This is a genomic window from Acinetobacter sp. PFS20 (genome assembly GCF_052261015.1).
Lineage (GTDB): Bacteria > Pseudomonadota > Gammaproteobacteria > Pseudomonadales > Moraxellaceae > Acinetobacter.
On sequence record NZ_JBPVZE010000001.1, the window covers coordinates 3,389,742 to 3,407,979 of the forward strand.

Annotated in this window: 18 protein-coding genes; 6 read left to right on the top strand and 12 right to left on the bottom strand. The window is 40.0% G+C overall.

The annotated features are described in order from the left end of the window. Positions 1-9 precede the first annotated feature (9 nt). The 7 genes from kdpC to ACS125_RS16070 form a co-directional block, all read right to left on the bottom strand. Complete coding sequence (gene kdpC, locus ACS125_RS16040; RefSeq protein ID WP_296522440.1) at positions 10-615, bottom strand: potassium-transporting ATPase subunit KdpC; 606 nt, start codon at positions 613-615, stop codon at positions 10-12. Positions 616-628: 13 nt separating this feature from the next. Continuing rightward, the gene (kdpB, locus tag ACS125_RS16045) at positions 629-2,668 is read right to left on the bottom strand and encodes a potassium-transporting ATPase subunit KdpB (RefSeq protein WP_443273297.1); all 2,040 of its coding nucleotides are present in this window, start codon (positions 2,666-2,668) and stop codon (positions 629-631) included. Positions 2,669-2,676: 8 nt separating this feature from the next. After that, entirely contained in the window at positions 2,677-4,386 is a 1,710-nt protein-coding gene (kdpA, locus tag ACS125_RS16050) for a potassium-transporting ATPase subunit KdpA (protein WP_443273299.1), read from the bottom strand. 258 nt (positions 4,387-4,644) lie between these two features. After that, entirely contained in the window at positions 4,645-5,082 is a 438-nt protein-coding gene (locus ACS125_RS16055; RefSeq protein WP_443273301.1) for a 2-amino-4-hydroxy-6-hydroxymethyldihydropteridine diphosphokinase, read from the bottom strand. Beyond that, positions 5,039-5,419, bottom strand: coding sequence for a dihydroneopterin aldolase (gene folB, locus ACS125_RS16060; protein ID WP_004791498.1), 381 nt, complete (start codon positions 5,417-5,419; stop codon positions 5,039-5,041). The genes ACS125_RS16055 and folB overlap by 44 nt, the downstream gene beginning before the upstream one ends. A gap of 15 nt (positions 5,420-5,434) precedes the next feature. Beyond that, positions 5,435-6,733 (bottom strand): ABC1 kinase family protein, encoded by a 1,299-nt coding sequence (locus ACS125_RS16065; RefSeq protein ID WP_443273304.1) that lies wholly within the window; start codon positions 6,731-6,733, stop codon positions 5,435-5,437. A 58-nt stretch (positions 6,734-6,791) separates the two neighbouring features. Further along, entirely contained in the window at positions 6,792-7,568 is a 777-nt protein-coding gene (locus tag ACS125_RS16070) for a HesA/MoeB/ThiF family protein (RefSeq protein WP_002119624.1), read from the bottom strand. A 172-nt stretch (positions 7,569-7,740) separates the two neighbouring features. On the opposite strand from ACS125_RS16070, the gene ACS125_RS16075 reads away from it, so the two are divergent. Further along, positions 7,741-8,319, top strand: coding sequence for a flavin reductase family protein (locus tag ACS125_RS16075; RefSeq protein WP_016140581.1), 579 nt, complete (start codon positions 7,741-7,743; stop codon positions 8,317-8,319). A 130-nt stretch (positions 8,320-8,449) separates the two neighbouring features. On the opposite strand, the gene ACS125_RS16080 is transcribed toward ACS125_RS16075, so the two are convergent. Together ACS125_RS16080 and ACS125_RS16085 are read right to left on the bottom strand one after the other, a co-directional pair. After that, positions 8,450-9,586 carry an acyl-CoA dehydrogenase family protein gene (locus ACS125_RS16080; protein ID WP_296522455.1) on the bottom strand — a complete coding sequence of 379 codons (1,137 nt, stop codon included), beginning with the start codon at positions 9,584-9,586 and terminating at the stop codon, positions 8,450-8,452. A 19-nt stretch (positions 9,587-9,605) separates the two neighbouring features. Continuing rightward, a complete protein-coding gene (locus tag ACS125_RS16085) occupies positions 9,606-10,376 on the bottom strand; it encodes a 3-hydroxyacyl-CoA dehydrogenase (protein WP_296522456.1) in 771 nt (256 codons plus the stop codon). Positions 10,377-10,545: 169 nt separating this feature from the next. On the opposite strand from ACS125_RS16085, the gene ACS125_RS16090 reads away from it, so the two are divergent. Next, entirely contained in the window at positions 10,546-11,574 is a 1,029-nt protein-coding gene (locus ACS125_RS16090; RefSeq protein ID WP_296522458.1) for an AraC family transcriptional regulator, read from the top strand. Between the two features lie 7 nt (positions 11,575-11,581). Here the strand turns inward: ACS125_RS16090 and prmC are convergent, their stop codons facing one another. The 3 genes from prmC to ACS125_RS16105 form a co-directional block, all read right to left on the bottom strand. Then, positions 11,582-12,403 carry a peptide chain release factor N(5)-glutamine methyltransferase gene (gene prmC, locus ACS125_RS16095; protein WP_004791491.1) on the bottom strand — a complete coding sequence of 274 codons (822 nt, stop codon included), beginning with the start codon at positions 12,401-12,403 and terminating at the stop codon, positions 11,582-11,584. Continuing rightward, entirely contained in the window at positions 12,403-13,491 is a 1,089-nt protein-coding gene (prfA, locus tag ACS125_RS16100) for a peptide chain release factor 1 (protein ID WP_005306718.1), read from the bottom strand. Before prfA ends, prmC begins: the two co-directional genes overlap by 1 nt. 291 nt (positions 13,492-13,782) lie before the next feature. Then, positions 13,783-14,622 (bottom strand): type 1 glutamine amidotransferase domain-containing protein, encoded by an 840-nt coding sequence (locus ACS125_RS16105; protein ID WP_174728364.1) that lies wholly within the window; start codon positions 14,620-14,622, stop codon positions 13,783-13,785. 119 nt (positions 14,623-14,741) lie between these two features. Here ACS125_RS16105 and ACS125_RS16110 point away from each other — a divergent pair, with 119 nt between their 5' ends. The 4 genes from ACS125_RS16110 to ACS125_RS16125 all read left to right on the top strand — a co-directional run bounded on the left by ACS125_RS16110 (position 14,742) and on the right by ACS125_RS16125 (position 18,145). Further along, entirely contained in the window at positions 14,742-15,644 is a 903-nt protein-coding gene (locus ACS125_RS16110) for a LysR family transcriptional regulator (RefSeq protein ID WP_174728361.1), read from the top strand. A 196-nt stretch (positions 15,645-15,840) separates the two neighbouring features. Then, entirely contained in the window at positions 15,841-16,260 is a 420-nt protein-coding gene (locus ACS125_RS16115; RefSeq protein ID WP_004791486.1) for a glycine zipper domain-containing protein, read from the top strand. A 236-nt stretch (positions 16,261-16,496) separates the two neighbouring features. Then, on the top strand, positions 16,497-17,006 hold the full coding sequence (locus ACS125_RS16120) for a hypothetical protein (RefSeq protein WP_174728358.1): 510 nt from the start codon (positions 16,497-16,499) through the stop codon (positions 17,004-17,006). A 134-nt stretch (positions 17,007-17,140) separates the two neighbouring features. Then, on the top strand, positions 17,141-18,145 hold the full coding sequence (locus tag ACS125_RS16125; protein ID WP_174728355.1) for an LLM class flavin-dependent oxidoreductase: 1,005 nt from the start codon (positions 17,141-17,143) through the stop codon (positions 18,143-18,145). Positions 18,146-18,238 lie beyond the last annotated feature (93 nt).

Sequence of the window (18,238 nt, forward strand, 5' to 3'; positions counted from 1 at the left end):
ATTTTTAAGTTAATGTGTAGATTGTAATTGATCTAAAGCAATATTGAGCTGTAATACATTAACACGAGCTTGCCCCAAAACCCCAAACTGCATAGGTTCAATATACTTTTGCAAAAGCTCTTCCACAACCTTAGGGTCTAAATGACGAGCTTGAGCCACTCGAGCAACCTGTAACTGAGCAGATTCAGGACTAATATGCGGATCGATACCACTACCAGATTTAGTCACCAAATCACTTGGAATTGGTGTATTACCTGTGTGATCTTGTTTTTTCACCGCAAGAATCTGAGCATCAATTTGTTGCTGTAGCTCAGGATTAGTACGCGCTAAGTTTGTACCTGCCATAGCCATCGGGTCATAAGCGACTGCTGAAGGACGTGGGTGAAAATAAGCCTCTCCAACAAATGGCTGAGCAACTAACTTTGACCCTAAAGTTTTATGGTCTATTTCAATCAAACTACCATTGGCCTGATTATTAAATAAAACCTGTCCCGCGCCTGTAGCGATAGCACTATAAACTGCACCGCAACCCACCAGAGCAAAAATTAATAAACCCAAAGATGCTCTTAAGGTCTGACCCAAATTTGCTTCTGAATTTTGTACATAAGTTTTCATTTCAAACTCCAGATTACAAACCAAATAATTGAACAATCACTACATCAATTGCCTTAATGGCAATGAATGGTAGAACCACACCACCCACCCCATAAATCAACATATTTCGACGTAGTAACTGAGTTGCAGTTGAAGGTTTAAATTTCACGCCTCGAAGTGCAATTGGAATTAATAGCGGAATAATAATCGCGTTAAAAATTAGTGCAGATAAAATCGCGCTGCTTGGACTTGCTAAGTGCATCACATTCAATACTTGCATTTGTGGAATCGCAGCTGCGAACAATGCAGGCAAGATGGCAAAGTATTTAGAGACGTCGTTTGCTAACGAAAATGTTGTTAAAGCACCACGGGTAATCAGCTGCTGTTTCCCAATTTCAACCACAGCGAGTAGTTTGGTTGGGTCAGAGTCTAAATCGACCATATTGCCAGCTTCTTTTGCAGCTTGTGTACCTGAGTTCATGGCTAAGCCAATATCGGCTTGTGCTAGTGCTGGTGCATCGTTGGTTCCGTCACCGACCATCGCAACTAAACGGCCTTGTTGTTGTTCTGTGCGAATACAAGCCAATTTGTCTTCTGGTTTTGCTTCGGCAATATAGTCATCTACACCAGCTTCAGCAGCAATGGCGGCCGCAGTTAATGGGTTATCACCTGTAACCATAACGGTTTTGATGCCCATTTCTCTTAAGCGTGCAAAACGTTCTTTAATGCCGTGTTTAATCACATCGGAAAGTTCAATCACACCCAGTACATGATGTTGATTTGCGACAACCAATGGTGTTGCACCTTTTTTAGCAACTTGTTCAACACGTGCTTTTAACTCTAAATCTTGAGAATAATCTTCATCTACAAACTTTAAGATTGCATCTAAAGCACCTTTACGAATTTGGTCACCATTCGGTAAATTCACACCAGAAATTCGAGTCGAAGCACTAAAAGAGATAAATTCGGCTTGCTCAGGTTCTTGCTGTTTTAAACCTTGCTCTTTTGCTAACTTAACAATCGACTTCCCTTCTGGTGTTGGGTCAGCAAGTGAACTTACCCAAGCAGCAGTTCTCAACTCAGACTCAGTTACCGAAGTTAAAGGATAAAAAGAAGTCGCTTGACGGTCACCATAAGTAATGGTTCCTGTTTTATCGAGTAAAAGCACATCAATGTCACCCGCAACTTCTACCGCTTTACCTGATTTTGCCAAAACATTGGCTTTGAGTGCACGGTTCATCCCCGCAATACCAATCGCAGGTAACAAGCCACCAATCGTTGTAGGAATTAAGCAGACCAATAATGCCACGAGCACAACTGGATCAAGTTCAATATGCAAATACTTGGCAATAAATGGCAAGCTAATCACAACAATTAAAAATGTGATTGTCATCACCATTAACAGGAAGCCAAGCGCGATCTCATTCGGAGTTTTCTGGCGATTTGAGCCTTCCACCAAAGCAATCATACGGTCTAAGAAACTTTGACCAGATTCAGCAGTCACTTGCACAACAATACGATCTGTAAGTACTTTGGTTCCGCCAATAACACCTGAACGGTCTGTTCCAGCTTCACGTAACACAGGTGCTGACTCACCTGTAACAGCCGATTCATTAATGGTGGCAAACCCTTCTACAATTTCACCGTCGGCTGGAACAAGCTCACCTGCATGTACTTCAATAAAATCATTTAAGTGAAGTTCAGTAGCTGCAACTTGAGTCGCTTGACGATCTGTCAAAGAGTTGAGTCTTCGAGCCGTTAAATTTTCTCTTGCTGCACGTAATGAAGATGCCTGTCCACGGCCTCTGGCCTCTGCAACCGCTTCAGCATAGTTAGCAAATAAAATGGTAATAAACAGAATTGCTGTAACCGCGAAACCAAATAACAGCGTGGTGTAACCTAAGACTGTACTCATTGCGGTAACGACTGTTCCAAGCCATACGATTGCCATTACAGGATTTTTAATTGCATGCTGCGGTAGCAGTTTCACAAATGCATTTTTCCAAACTTCAAAATTTGGCACTGCCATGGTTTGTTTATGGCTATTTACATGAGTTTGTGTATTCATTTTCACTCGCCTCCTTAGCCTTTAACCAACAAAAGTTGATCGGCAATAGGCCCAAGGACAAGAACTGGCATAAATTGTAATAAGGTAAGCAACACAACAATCGTAATCAGCGTTAAAGCAAAGGTTGGCGTTTCAACTTGAAGACTACCTGCTGTTTCGGGTGCTTTTCTTTTTGCTGCTAAATGTGTCGCAATCATTAATGGCAAAATTAATGTCGGAAAACGTCCTAATAATAGAGCGATACTACAAGTGACATTCCACCATACAGTGTTGTCTCCAAGACCTTCAAAACCTGAACCATTGTTGGCAAATGCAGAGACATATTCGTAGAACACTTGGCTAATACCATGTGGTCCTGGATTACTAATTCCAGATATGTCTGGAAGGCTAAGACTTAATGCGGTAAATGCAAGAATGACTAAAGGTTGAATCAAGATAATAATCGCGAGCAATTTAATTTCTACCGCTTCAATCTTACGTCCAAACAATTCAGGAGTACGGCCTGTCATTAAACCTGCAATAAATACTGCAAGTAACAGATAAATCATAAACTGTTGCAGACCACAGCCCACACCACCCCAAATCGCATTAATCAACATGTTGATGAGTTCGACTAAACCAGTAAGCGGCGCAGAAGAATCATGCATCATATTGACCGAACCGTTATTCACCTGTGTAGTAAGCGCTGCCCAAACTGCTGATGCAGCTGGTCCAAATCGTTGTTCTTTACCTTCCATTACGGCAAGTTGAGATGCTGTCGATGACATACTCTCAGACCAGACAGCCGCTGCACCTGAAATAATCGACATGAAAAGCATGCTGCCAAACACAAAGTAAGCAAACTTTTTACGCTGGGTAAAATGCCCAACCATAAAAATCACGGTAAGCGGAATGAGTAAGATGGCAATCATTTCTAATAAATTAGAAAGTGGTGTCGGATTTTCTAAAGGCACACTACTATTTGGACCATACCAACCACCACCATTACTACCCAATTGCTTAATCGCTACCATTGGTGCAACTGGCCCTAAAGGAATTTTTTGGGTTTGAACTGTATTGGCTTTATCAATCAGCTGTACTTCTGGCCCACCTTGGAAAGTCGCTGGTACGCCTTGGCTGTTGAGCAATAAAGACCAGACAAAACAGAGAGGAAGCAAGAATCGGACTGTAGGGCGAATTACATCTGCCCAATAGTTCCCAATTAAAATTTGGTCTGGCTGCTCGGCAACATCGGCTGCAATATGGCTTGGGCGCTGATAAAAGAAAGCTCTTAAGGTCGCGACCACCAAAGCCAGCCCCATCATTGGAGTAATGACTTGCAAGCCCACAATACCTGTCATTTGCGACAAATAAGATAATTGAGCTTGCCCAGAATAATGCTGTTGATTGGTATTAGTTAAAAATGAAATAACCGTGTGTAATGCTAAATCCCAACTCATATTTGGTGCATGATTTGGATTTAATGGTAGCCATGCTTGTGTCATAAAAATAGCAAAAACGGCTACAGCTAGAAAAACACAGCTAACAACAAATGCTAGAGAATATTGTTTCCAGTTCATTTGTTGTTGTGGAGATATACCTAACAAGCGATAAACAGGATCTTCAATCCAGTGAAATAATCCATCGCCCACCATCGGCTGATTTGTCATCACTTTGGATAAATATTTACCGAGGCACCATGCTAGAAAAATAGCAATAAATAAAACAAGTATAAGTTCTAACATGGCTATTCTCCTCTATACCCCTTGGCTTGATTTGCCAAACTGGAAATAAGGAGAGATGAAGAAATATCATTTGTTTTAAGTCCGCATAAAACAATGCCAGACTGATGCAAGATGCGCATTTGAGAATTTATAAGCATCTTTATTGTCCTGAAATAACACTAATTTAGTGAATTTCAGTATGGATAAAATGCCCGTAAATTCTCTATTGAGGAAATTAAAGACCGCGTAAAGTTTGCGTAAAATTTAGTTTGAAAGCCTTTAAACTTTAAAATTAACAACTGGATAAAGCATGCTATCAGCCTTTAAGGTTTCACAATGCCAAAGTTCATATAAAGGAATTTTTACATCGAGTGCCAAAGGTAGCTTTTTAGAATTAAATTGCATATGGTCCAGATCACTTCCCCATGCAATCAAATCTACGTCTAAAGAAATATGATGCGACGGACGAACGCGCCCCGAATCTGACTCAAGTTTCTTTAGAAAAGATTCAATTTGGTCACACGATAAAGTGCTTTTTAATAGACATGCTGAATTCCAATAATCATCTCCAATACCATCTCGGCATGGAATTTGATAAACAGATGAAAACTGCACTTTCCCCAAAGTTGCTAATTGCGTATACGCAAAAGTAAAGTGCTGATCTGCGTCTAAATTACTCGCTAGGGCGAGCGCAAAAATTGTTTCTGGTGCGTTCAAGACGAATTCCTACAGCATTAGCTTCTGCAATGATGGCGGGCTTACGGATGGTTATGGTAATTTTTTCAATTGTTGGAAAGGTTTCAAACAAACATTTCAAAACAAGATGTGCTGCATGTTCAATTAATTCAGGTTTAGCTTGTTGAATGGTTTGAGCCGATAACTCACAAATCTGGGCATAGTTGAGTGTGTCCTCAAGTTTGTCAGACTCTGCTGCTCGGCTCAAATCATTATGGATGGTTAAATCCAACATTAAAGGTTGAATAATTTGTCTTTCCCAGTTGAAACAGCCAATCACTGTCTCAACCTTCAAGCCTTCAATAATAATGGCATCCATAAATTTAAACTGACCTTAGTGCTTTAACAACGAAGCAGGTTCCATATTTTGAACCATTTTCAAACGTTGGTCTGCATAAATATCAGTATATGGTGCGAGTACGCGCATAAAACGATCGAAATAAAGCATTTGCTTAAATAACAAGGCAAAATCTCGAGGGAATTTAATGCCGTGGCGCTCACCAACCCCTACCATATCCATCATGATATCGTTTAAATCAGCTGGATTTGAAGCGAGAATTTGTTGAGGGTCAGACATTAATACGCCATTAAATAAGCGCTCTAAATCTTGTGCCAATACATCAACATCAACTTTGTTATGAGTCATACCCATTTTCAGCATATTTTCAGCCATTGCCTGATAATCAGTTTTTTGCAATGCATCCATAAAGGCCATACATGCTGTCCAAACTTCTGGCTTTAACTGCCCCACAATACCGAAATCGATAAAACCAATTCGACCATCTTCAAGCAACATTAGGTTTCCAGCATGTAAATCTGCATGGAAGCTCTTGCATAGCATTAAACTACCAAACCATGTATTCATGGCAGTAATCAGTACTTGCGATGGATCTTTAGCATATTGTTTTACAACACTAAAGTCAGTCAATGACACACCGTATAGGCGTTGCATGGTCAAGACACGGCGCGTAGAAAACTGATGATAAACTTTAGGTGCAGTCGCAGCTTTATTTTGTGAAATGTTCAGATATTCCACAAAATCATCTAAGTTTTGTGCTTCTTCAATGAAATCGACTTCACGCACCATACGGCTTTTAATTTCATCAACAATTTCGGAAAGAGCAGCAAATTTGATTTTTGGTACTGCACGTTCAAGTAGCTTGGCAGCCCAATGCACCACACTTAAATCTGTATATAAAATAGTTTCAACGCCAGGCTTTTGTACTTTAATAACAACATCTTCACCTGTGGTCAGCTTAGCGGCATGAACCTGAGCAATTGAAGCAGAAGCTAATGGCTTTTCATCGATATAGCTAAAAATCTGGCTTAAATCACGCTCTTCAAACTCAGATGCAAGCACACCTTGAATATAACTAAATGGGAGTGTTGGGGTCTGGTCTAAACAACCTTGAAATTCTTCTACATATTCTCGTGGGAAAAGCGATGGAGTACTCGCAATAAACTGACCAAGCTTAATATAAGTTGAACCAAGCGACTCAAAAGTCTCTCGCATGAGTTTGGCATTACTTGGTTTTTCAGTTGCGTATTTAATTCCAGCTTTGGCCGCAACCACTGCTGTTTCACCAATGCGGGCGACGGAACGTAACCCATCAAACAAAATATTTTTTTTCATATTTCTTCAAAACCAAATCATTCAGGTTGAGTGTAGCAAATTTTGTTTCATTTACTGATTAGCTTGCCTGACAAAGTGGGCAATTTACATCTTTATCAAAACTAACAATACGTTGTGTCATATTTAAACCATCCCACAATAATAGTTTCTGTTTTAAAGGTACACGATTTAAACCTAAATACAGCAATGTGTGATGTGCTTGTAATGACGCTATCATTACAGGAGTAGTTGCAAGCACCCCTGACTCTGCACAGCGCAGTCCTTCATTACTATGTTGTTCTTTCGGAAAAAGGCATTCATAACACGCTGAATCTCCTTCAACCATAAACATTTGTGCCTGAAAACCAATTGCTGAAGCACTAATTAAAGCGACCTGATGCTTCTTACAAGCTGCATTTACTAAATAGCGAGTTGTAAAATTATCACATCCATCTAAAACCACATCTTGGTGTTCAACGAGTCTATCAATGTTATGTTCATCTAAACGTTCGTTGTAGTATTCGACACAGATATAAGGGTTAATTTTCTGTAAACGTTTAGCCAAAATTTCTGCTTTATAACGTCCGATATCTTCATGACCAAATGCAATTTGACGCTGTAAATTACTTATCTCAATCGTATCTGCATCAATCAGTGTAATTTTCCCAACTCCTGCTCGCGCAAGTAGCTCTGCACTGCTACAGCCTATTCCACCCGCACCTACAATCAGCACATTAGCAAGTTTGAGTTTTTCCTGAGCTTCAATATCCCATCCATCAAGTAAAATCTGACGGCTATAGAGATGCATTTCTTCATCACTTAACTCTACAAAATCGATATCTTGAAGCTCGGTCACGCGTTAATCCTTTCACTTAGAAGCGAAATGATTTTATGACTAAGTTCGTTATTATGAAAGCTATAAAATAGAAACAAGTTTTTATTCTTATAAAGCTTGTTTAATAACATTGCATCTATAAAGCTTTCTGCAACAATAGAAATATCTATTTTCTTTATTACTTAGGCTAAATATGACGCAATCATATATTGCACCTGTAGAGTTAGAAAAAGCTTATCGTTTATTAAATCATGGCCCAACTGTCCTAGTTTCTGCACAACATGGTGACGATCGCAATGTGATGGCTGCCGCTTGGGCATGTGCCTTAGAGTTCAAACCAGCCAAAGTGTCCGTGGTTCTTGATAAAAGTACTAAAACCCGACAGCTCGTTGAGCAAAGTGGCTATTTCACACTACAAGTTCCCTGCTATGCACAGCTGGATATGACCAAGCAACTTGGAACCATTAGTAAGTTGGATGACGCTGAAAAGCTTGAACATTGTGGTACTGAACTATTTTACCAAGAAGGTCTTACCAGTCCGCTTGTATCAGGATGTATTGCATGGCTCGTATGTAAACTTATTCCAGAACCCCATAATCAGTCAGCACATGATTTATTTATTGGTTCTGTTGTAGGTGCCTGGGCAGATAGTCGCGTTTTTAGAGATGGGCACTGGTATTTTCAAGATGCACCTAAAGAACTTCGAAGTCTGCATTATATTGCAGGAGGAACGTTTTATTTAATTGGTGAAGAAGTCAAAGCTCAGCTTTAATCATCAAAAAGCTAGCTTTAACTTTCTAAATTTCATTGAAATAAGTTAAAACTAAACAGTTTTAATTGCAAAAGACCGCATAACAATTGCGGTCTTTTGCATTCAGTCACTATTTTTTTAAATCTCATATTTAAACTTGAGCAACTTCACGAGCAATCACTAAACGTTGAATGTCAGAAGCGCCTTCATAAATCTGGCTTACACGAACATCCCGATAAATTCTCTCAACAGGGAAATCACTTACGTAGCCATAACCGCCATGAATCTGAATCGCATCCGAACATACTCGTTCAGCCATAGTAGACGCAAATAGCTTTGCCATTGAAGCTTCTTTTAAACAAGGCAATCCCGCATCTTTTAAAGTTGCAGCATGTAAAACGAGCTGATGTGCAGCTTCAATCGGGGTTGCCATATCGGCTAAACGGAAACTCACTGCCTGATGTTGGACTAACTCTACACCAAATGCTTTACGTTCATTTGCGTATTGGACAGCAGCATTAAAAGCCGCTCTTGCCATACCGACAGACTGAGCAGCAATACCAATACGCCCAGCTGCTAAATTAGAAAGTGCAATTTTATAACCTTCACCTTGTTGCCCTACCAAATTTTCTAACGGAATTCGACAGTCCTCAAAAGTAATGGTCGCTGTGTCTGAAGCATGTTGGCCCATTTTGTCTTCAATTCGAGTCACAAAATAACCTTGTGTGTTCGTCGGTACAAGAAAACACGAAATGCCTTTTTTGCCAGCTTGTTTATCTGTGACCGCAAATACCAAAGCCACTTGGGCATTTTTACCGCTGGTAATAAATTGCTTTACGCCATTGAGTACCCAACAGTCACCATCGCGCTCAGCTTTACATAAAATTGAGCTCGCATCGGAACCGACATGAGGCTCAGTTAAACAAAAACATCCTAGCCATTCACCAGATGCAAATTTTGGCAAATAGGTTTGTTTTTGCTGCTCTGAACCGTACGCGAGCGTAATACCGCAAATCAATGAATTTTGAACACTTACGATAGTCGAAATAGCACCATCACCTGCGGCAATTTCTTCGATTGCAAGCACCAAAGATACATAATCCATTCCCGCACCGCCCCATTCATTTGGAACGGTCATCCCCATAGCACCTAGTGCACCTAAATCTTTTAATTCCTGAGCAGGAAACTCATGGGTTTTATCGCGATGTGCGGCTGTTGGTTTTAACTGATTCTGCGAGTAGTTACGCATCATTTCCTGAACCATACTTTGCTCAGCATTTAGAATCATTTCAACATCCTTATTTTTATTATTTTGCTGCCATACGAATTGCACCATCCAAACGAATAACTTCACCATTTAAGTAAGAGTTTTCAGCAATGTGTGCGACCAAACGAGCAAATTCTTCTGGCTTTCCTAACCGCGATGGATATGGCACCATTTGCCCCAAAGCATCTTGTACATTTTGTGGCATACCCTTAAGCATTGGAGTTTCCATAATTCCCGGTGCAATGGTCATAATACGAATGGCATGACGCGCTAACTCACGAGCAATCGGCAATGTCATGGCAACAATAGCGCCTTTAGAGGCTGAATAAGCTGCCTGACCAATTTGACCGTCAAATGCCGCAACGGAAGCGGTGTTTACAATTACACCACGGTCTTCTTCACCTGTTTCAACCGTGTTTTTACTCATTGCATCTGCTGCAAAACGCAGCATATTAAATGTACCTGTGACATTAATATTTAAAGTCTTTGCAAATAACCCCAAATCATGAACACCCTCACGGCCAACCACTTTAGCAGAAGGTCCAATCCCAGCACAGTTCACTAAACCATGCAAATGACCATGTTTGGCCAACACATCTTTAAAGAACTGTTCAGCAGCAACTTCATCTGTTACATCAAGTTTTACGAAGTCCGCTTGTGGCCCTAGTTGTTTCGCCTGCTGCTCGCCTGCTTCTACATTCATGTCAACCAACGTGACTGAGGCCCCTTGTTGAACTAGATATTCAGCTGTAGCAGCACCTAAGCCAGAGCCACCACCAGTAATCACGAAATGTTTTCCTTGAATTTTCATTATTTACGATCCTATAGAAATACTCTTTAAACTTAGTAGTGAGAGTAAAAGTTGTTGTTTTCCGATACAATTTCAAAAAGCCTCAAAATGCTTGCAGCTTTTGATCAATCCAAATTTTAAATATGAAATATTTCACTTGAAATACATGAAGAAAATATGAGTCTTTGACATGGTTGTCCAATCTTCTTTAAGTAAAGGCACAATTTCGATTGCACTAGTACATGAAGCACTGAGTGCGGCTTATGCCAAAGGCCTAAATACACAAATAATTCTCAATAAAGCAGGCATCCCCACTGAATTACTGATGTCTCCCAAGGCTCGTGTGCCTGTTACAACATATGCCCAATTGTGGATAGAGCTTGCCAATGCCATGAATGATGAATTTTTTGGCATGGATAGCCACCCTATGCGTCGTGGCAGCTATAAGTTATTGACTAAACTTGTCAGTACGGCCGAAACTTTAGAAAAGGCACTCCACGATATTTTAAAGTTTTTTAACTTTGTGCTTGATGACATGCATGGAGAACTCATTAGAGAGCAAGAAAAAGCTTATTTGGTGATTCATGATCAAAAACAACCTAAACGCATGTTTACCTATGCAACCTTTTTAATGCTGGTACACGGACTTATGTGCTGGTTAGTAGACCAACGAATTGGTTTAAATAATATTAGAATACGTTGTCTTAAACCGAACGATATTCAGGATTATCTCGTACGTTTCGGTGAAGATATTCAATTTAATGCCGAGATAAATCGAGTTGAATTCGATGCTCATTACTTAGATATTAAAATTAAAAAAGATAAAAAAGCGCTTTATGATTTTTTAGAAAAAACACCGCAAAATCTTTTAGTTCGCTTTAAAAATGAAAATGCCTTGAGCGTTCTTATTCGTCGCCATCTATTGAAACTCCATCCCGCGCAATGGCCCGAACTCAAAGATGTTGCAAAACAACTCAATATTTCAGAAGCCACCATTCAGCGCCGACTGAAACATGAAGGGGGCAGTTATCAACAAATTAAAAATGAAATCCGATGTGATATTGCCGTTGAACGTTTAAGTAAAACGAATGATTCAATTCAAGATATTAGTGAAGATTTAAGTTTCCAAGATCCAAGCGCCTTTCACCGTGCCTTTAAAAAATGGACTGGCGTCAGTCCAGGTGCGTATCGGGAAGCGACCTTTAACTCTATAGATTAAATCGTTCTTATTTTATTGATAATGAAGCCAACGTAACCCGATCATTTTGGCCATAGTCTTGAATGGTTTTAATTTCACTAAAACCATGCTCAGCAAATATATTTCGAACAGCTTGCCCCTGATCATAACCATGCTCTAGTGCAATCCAGCCTTGTGGTTTTAACCAGTTTTTCCCTTCAGCGATAATAATTTCAATATCAGCCAGTCCCTGATGATCTGCAACCAATGCACGGCGTGGTTCTGTTGCCAAAGCTTGCATGTGTTCATCTTCAGGGTCAATGTACGGCGGATTAGAAACAATTAAATCAAATTTTTGTGGCTCAAGTGCTTCAAACCAAGCGCCACAAGCGAATTTTACACGTTGCAAATTATGAGCTAGTGCATTTTCTTTTGCGACTTCTAAAGTAGGCGCATAAATATCAGTTGCTGTGACGGTCCAAGTTGGACGTTCACTCGCTAACGCAAGCGCAATTGCACCTGTCCCCGTTCCCAAATCAACAATATTTGCAGTATTTGGCAAATTTAGATTTAAAACGGTTTCAACTAAAATTTCAGTATCCGGACGTGGCACCAAAGTATCAGATGTTACTTTTAAATCGAGCGTCCAAAATGGCTGTGAACCCGTCACATAAGCTAAAGGTTCACCTTTTTGAATACGTTCAAGACCAGCTACATAGTCTTGCTCTTGTTGGGCGGTTAACTCTTGCTCAAGTCTAAACTTTAATTCAAGCGAATTGATTTTTAGAAAATGCTCAAGTAACCAAGCATTTTCTTGTCGTTCATAACTGTCAGGCTCACCACGAATTGCAAGCGCTTGAGCAATATTCATTAGCCGCCATTTTCCTGTGCAAGCATCGCAAGCTGATCTGCCTGATATTCACGATGTAAGCTGTCAAGCAATTCAGTTAAATCACCTTCCATAATCGCATCTAACTTATATAAAGTTAGGTTAATACGGTGGTCAGTCATACGACCTTGTGGATAGTTATACGTACGGATACGTTCAGAACGGTCACCAGAACCGACTAAATCACGACGCATTTCAGAAGTTGCAGCATCAGCCGCTGCACGTTTGGCATTTTCTAAACGCGATACCAAAAGGGCCATCGCTTTAGCTTTGTTTTTATGCTGTGAACGTTCTTCTTGGCACTCAACTACTGTACCTGTTGGAATGTGGGTAATACGTACCGCCGAGTCGGTTTTGTTAATGTGCTGACCACCTGCACCAGATGCACGGTAAGTATCAATACGTAAATCTGCCGGATTAATTTCAACGTTGGTATCGACATCAATTTCAGGCAAGATCGCAACTGTACATGCTGAAGTATGAACACGACCTTGTGACTCAGTCGCTGGAACACGTTGCACACGATGCGCACCACTTTCAAATTTTAGACGACCATAAACGCCATCGCCATCTACACGGCAAATGACCTCTTTAAAGCCACCATGCTCACCTTCATTTTCAGAAAGTACTTCTATACGCCAATTTTGTGTCTCGGCATATTTACTATACATGCGAAATAAGTCACCAGAGAAAATTGCAGCCTCGTCACCACCCGTTCCAGCGCGAATTTCTAAATAAGCTGCATTAGAGTCATTTGGATCTTTTGGAATCATTAAAATATTGAGCTGGCTTTCTAACTCTACAAGCAAATCTTTATTGGCTTGAATTTCTTCTTCTGCCATATCTTTAAAGTCAGGATCAGACTTCATCATTTCAGCAGTTTCAATATCTTCTTCTGCTTGACGGTATTTGCCCCAAACTTCGGTAATTTCAGATAAATCACTATGTTCGCGAGACAATTTACGGAAACGTTTGTTATCGGAGATGACTTCCACATCTGCAAGCAACGCGGTAAGTTCTTCATGTCGATCACAGAGTTGATCAAGTCGTAAACGGAGTGACGCTTTCATAAGAGGAAATATCTCAAAAGTCCAAAAAGCTTATCGAATGCTATATAAATAGAAGATAAGCAAAATCGTAAAATAGCGCATAGTTTACAGATTATGGCGCTTAAATGACATATATAATCAGCCAATTCATCAACTTTCACCGTAAGTAACGGCTGAACGATATAATGATTTCAGATGAGGTTTATTTACTCGCCTATAATTTAGCTTTCTCTATAAAAAAATAATAAGCCACGTTTTTCACTCAACTGGTAATAGAGGCTTTATTTATAAAACCTCTATTACCTGGTCTATTTATTTTAATTTTTCTAATAATGTTTTACCCACAAGAACAGCCGAGGCCGGATTTTGCCCAGTAATAAGTTCACGGTCTACCACCACGTTTGGAGTCCACACAGTTGTATTACTTTGATATTTACCCCCAATTGACTGTAATGCCGTTTGTGGATAGAACTTCATTTCACCACCTTTTAACAAAGCTTTTGCTTGCTCTTCTTCTTGATTGCTAATCACCGTCATACGATAATTTTTATAAATCCATTCACCAGTTTTGACTGTTTTACCTTGTTCTAGTTGACCAACTACTTCCGAGGCATTAGGTAAAGTTGACATTAAAGCGATAGGACCATGGCAAACCAATGCGGTAGGTTTTCCAGCTTTATGAAAAGCCGTGAGGACTTTGCCGAGCTGTTTATCTTTTAATAAGTCTTGCATGGGCGCATGTCCACCCGGAATATAAATCGCATCAAACTTATCAAACCCAATTTGCTCAATGCGAGACAAACTCAAAACTGGAGAATCTTGAGGAGAGGTTAACTTTAGATCATGCAATAAACCTGCATATTGCTTTAACGCTTTTTCATCTTGGTTAAAATACATTGCAGTATTTGATGACTCATCTAAAGTCGGAGCTTTCCCATGAGGGGTCGCAAAAGTTACTGTGTGACCTGCATCTAAAAGCATTTTTGTAGGCTGCATCAATTCATTAAGATAAAAACCTGTTTTAAAAACCTGATTATTCTTTAGCTCTAATTGGGCTTCATCAGACAACACAACCAATACATGAGCTGCATTTGCACTTAACGCTACTGAAGCGGTAATCATTGCAAACATTATTTTATTTAACATCTTCATTATTCGACCTTCATTCCAAGCATTTGCTGGATTTATAACTGGGATGGCTATATTCTATTTTTACCCCAGAGGTAGAAAAACAACTCCGTTTACAAATCTTTTTTGCGTTTGAGGACAAAATGTCTCGTCAATTTGACTACCTTGCCGATGTTGAAGTGTTTTTAATTGTAGCTGAGAAGCTTTCTATTAGCGCAACTGCAATTCATTTGTCTACGACGCCTTCAGTCATTAGTAGAACAATTACACGGCTGGAGAAAAAATTGGGTATCCAGTTTTTTAGAAGAACGACTCGCCATCTGAGCTTGACGGAAGCAGGCCAACTTTATTACGAAAAAATGCAGCATGCTTTTCAGTTAATTGACCATGCAGAACGTGTAATTCAAGGCGAACAACTGCAAATTTCTGGGAAAATCAAATTAAGTGTTCCTACAACGTATGGTCACTATCGTTTACCACCCTTACTAGAAAAATTTCTTTTGCAATATCCGGACATTCAAATTGAAATCAGTATTTCTAATCGAAACGTTGATTTAATTGCTGAGGGATTTGATTTAGCTATTCGTCAAGGACATCTTCCAAATAGCTCTTTTGTGGCTCGACCTTTAGAACAAGCACCTTTAAAACTTGTTGCCTCACCCACTTATTTAAAGCGTATGGGTATTCCAAAAACGCTAGAAGAATTAAATCATCATCAGTGTATAGCCTTTGAGTTACCCAGTAATGGCAAGGTCACTCCGTGGTTCCTTAAAGATATAGATCAGGAAATTCAGTGGATACCAACAAATCGGATTTTAGTAAAAGAAGATATTTTAGGAGTCGTGTCTCTTGCTGAAAATGGACTAGGGATATGCCAGAGTTACGACTTTATTGTTAATGAAAAAATTCAACAAGGAACGCTACAGCCTTTACTTGAACGATATGCAGGTCACACACGCCCTTTCTCCTTACTATATGCACAACATAAACATATGTCTTCTGCGACAAGAGCTTTGATCAATTTTCTCTGTTCAGATCGTGAGTAATCAACTCATTAAAATTAAATGAGATTCATATTTATTTATATGGGTATTAAATATTCTATTTTAATAGAAAACATACAAACCAGACACTAAACTACAATAATGAATTGATGGTTCTCCATATTTTGAGAAACGTGTTTTGTTACATTTGCCGTAACAAAAGATATAGCGTCCTGCTGCTAAGGACACGGAGTAGAAAATGAAATTAAATGCTTGGTTATGTAGTGCTGTTTTAGCAACTTCTATGGTTACTGTAGCTCATGCTGACAACACAACACATGTAGCGGCTGCTTCTGCTCTAGGTAGTGTCGCTGGTACTGCAATTGGTAAAAGCATGGGCGGTACTTCTGGCGCAACAATTGGTGCTGCTTTAGGTGGTGCTGGTGGTGCAGCTGTTGCAAGTGATCGTCGTCACCGTACCGAATCCGCAATTGGCGGCGGTTTAGGCGGTGGTGCTGGTTATACCGTTGGTAAAAGTATGGGTGGTACAAACGGTGGATACATCGGTGCTGCTTTAGGTGCGGCAGGTGGTGGTGCTTTAGGTAATAAAATTTCTAAAGACCGCGATTATGACCGATCTTCTAAACACTGGAAGAAAAAACACCGTCGTCATCATTAATTAAATTTGATGAAACGACTCTAAGCACCTTCGGGTGCTTTTTTATTAGCATCAACAAATATTCATTACCCCTCCTTTGCTCAGGATTTATCCATAAATTAATAGAAACAATACAAACCGACACAAAACACTCGTATCTCCGTTTGGCTTCTCCATAATTATCACGAAATTTTTTATTACATTTACCTCAAGATAAAAATACTGTCCTTTCAGTAAAAAGGACATGGAGTTCCAAGATGAAAATGAATATTTGGTTAGCTAGTGCAGTACTTGCAACATCGTCTATTGTGACAGTTGCACATGCAGATAATGGTACGCGTGTTGCTGCAACATCTGCTTTAGGTAGTGTAGTTGGTACAGCAATTGGTAAAAGCATGGGTGGCACAACAGGCGCAACCATTGGTGCTGCTTTAGGTGGTGCTGGTGGTGCAGCCGCAGCGAGTGACCGTCGCAATCGTACCGAAGCTGCGATTGGTGGTGCTTTAGGTGGTGGTGCTGGTTATACCGTCGGTAAAAATATGGGCGGTACCAACGGAGGCTATATCGGTGCAGCAGTAGGTGCTGCGGGTGGTTCAGCCCTAGGTCGTAAAGTTTCTGAAGATCGTAACTACGATGATCGCTATGATCGTGGTAGCCGTTACGATCGAGATGATCGTAGATATGATGATGGTGACCGTCGTTATTATAAAGGTGGTCGTCACCGCCACGACAATGGCTTACACCGTGGTTGGTATAAAAATCGCTAATTCACATATGAAACAAAAGAGCACCTTCGGGTGCTTTTTTTATTAAGAGGTAAAATTTAATATCGAAAAAAAACGATATACATTATCCCTTATATATCGTAGTATTTCGATATATCCCTATTCGAGAATATCGCATGCGATCACTTCAAGATACCAAGTTTTCAATTTTAGAACTTGCTCCCATTCGTAATGATAAAACCATCGAATTTTCGTTACGTCACGCATTAGAGTTAGCACAACATGCAGAGAAACTAGGTTTTGAACGTTTCTGGCTTGCAGAACATCACAACATGGATGGAATTGCGAGCTCTGCTACAGCAGTTTTACTCGGTTTTATTGCAGCACATACACAACATATTCGTTTAGGTTCCGGCGGCATTATGCTTCCTAACCATGCTCCTTTAGTTGTCGCAGAACAATTTGGAACACTTGCTACGTTATATCCAAACCGTATTGAACTTGGCTTAGGCCGTGCTCCTGGTACAGATCAACTTACCATGCGAGCTTTACGTCGTGGTCATCAAGAAACAGAAGATCAATTTCCAAAAGATGTTGTCGAAATCTTAAAATATTTTGGTGCCCCTCAGGCAGGGCAAAAGATTATTGCAACGCCAGGGCAAAATACCCATGTTCCTGTTTGGTTACTTGGATCTAGTCTTTTTAGTGCGCAACTGGCGGCAAAACTTGGACTTCCCTACTCATTTGCATCTCATTTTGCACCACGTATGTTAGGTCAAGCGATTCAGCTCTATCGAGAGAACTTTGAGCCTTCTGAGTACTTAGATAAGCCTTATGTTTCAATGGGTGTGCCTGTTGTTGTGGCAGATACAGATGAGGAAGCTCAGTTCTTAGCAACGAGTGCGTACCAACGTGTATTAGGTTTAATTCGTGGCGAAAGTTTAAAGCTTAAACCACCGGTTGAATCAATGCAGGGATTATGGAATACAGCAGAACAGCTTTCTGTTGAAAATTTCTATGCAATAGCTCAAATTGGTTCTGTAGATACAGTTCGCTCTGGTTTACAAAAACTTTTAGCGACATACGATGTTGATGAATTTATTTTCACATGCGATGTATACGATACAGCTAAACGTTTAGAAAGCTTTACACAACTAATGAACGTAAAAACAGAACATTAAACTCTGCTTCGCATTCCCATACTTGAATTGATTTCGAGTATGGAATGACCATCTATCTGAAAAGACTTTACCCCAACTTCCTGCTTGGTTATT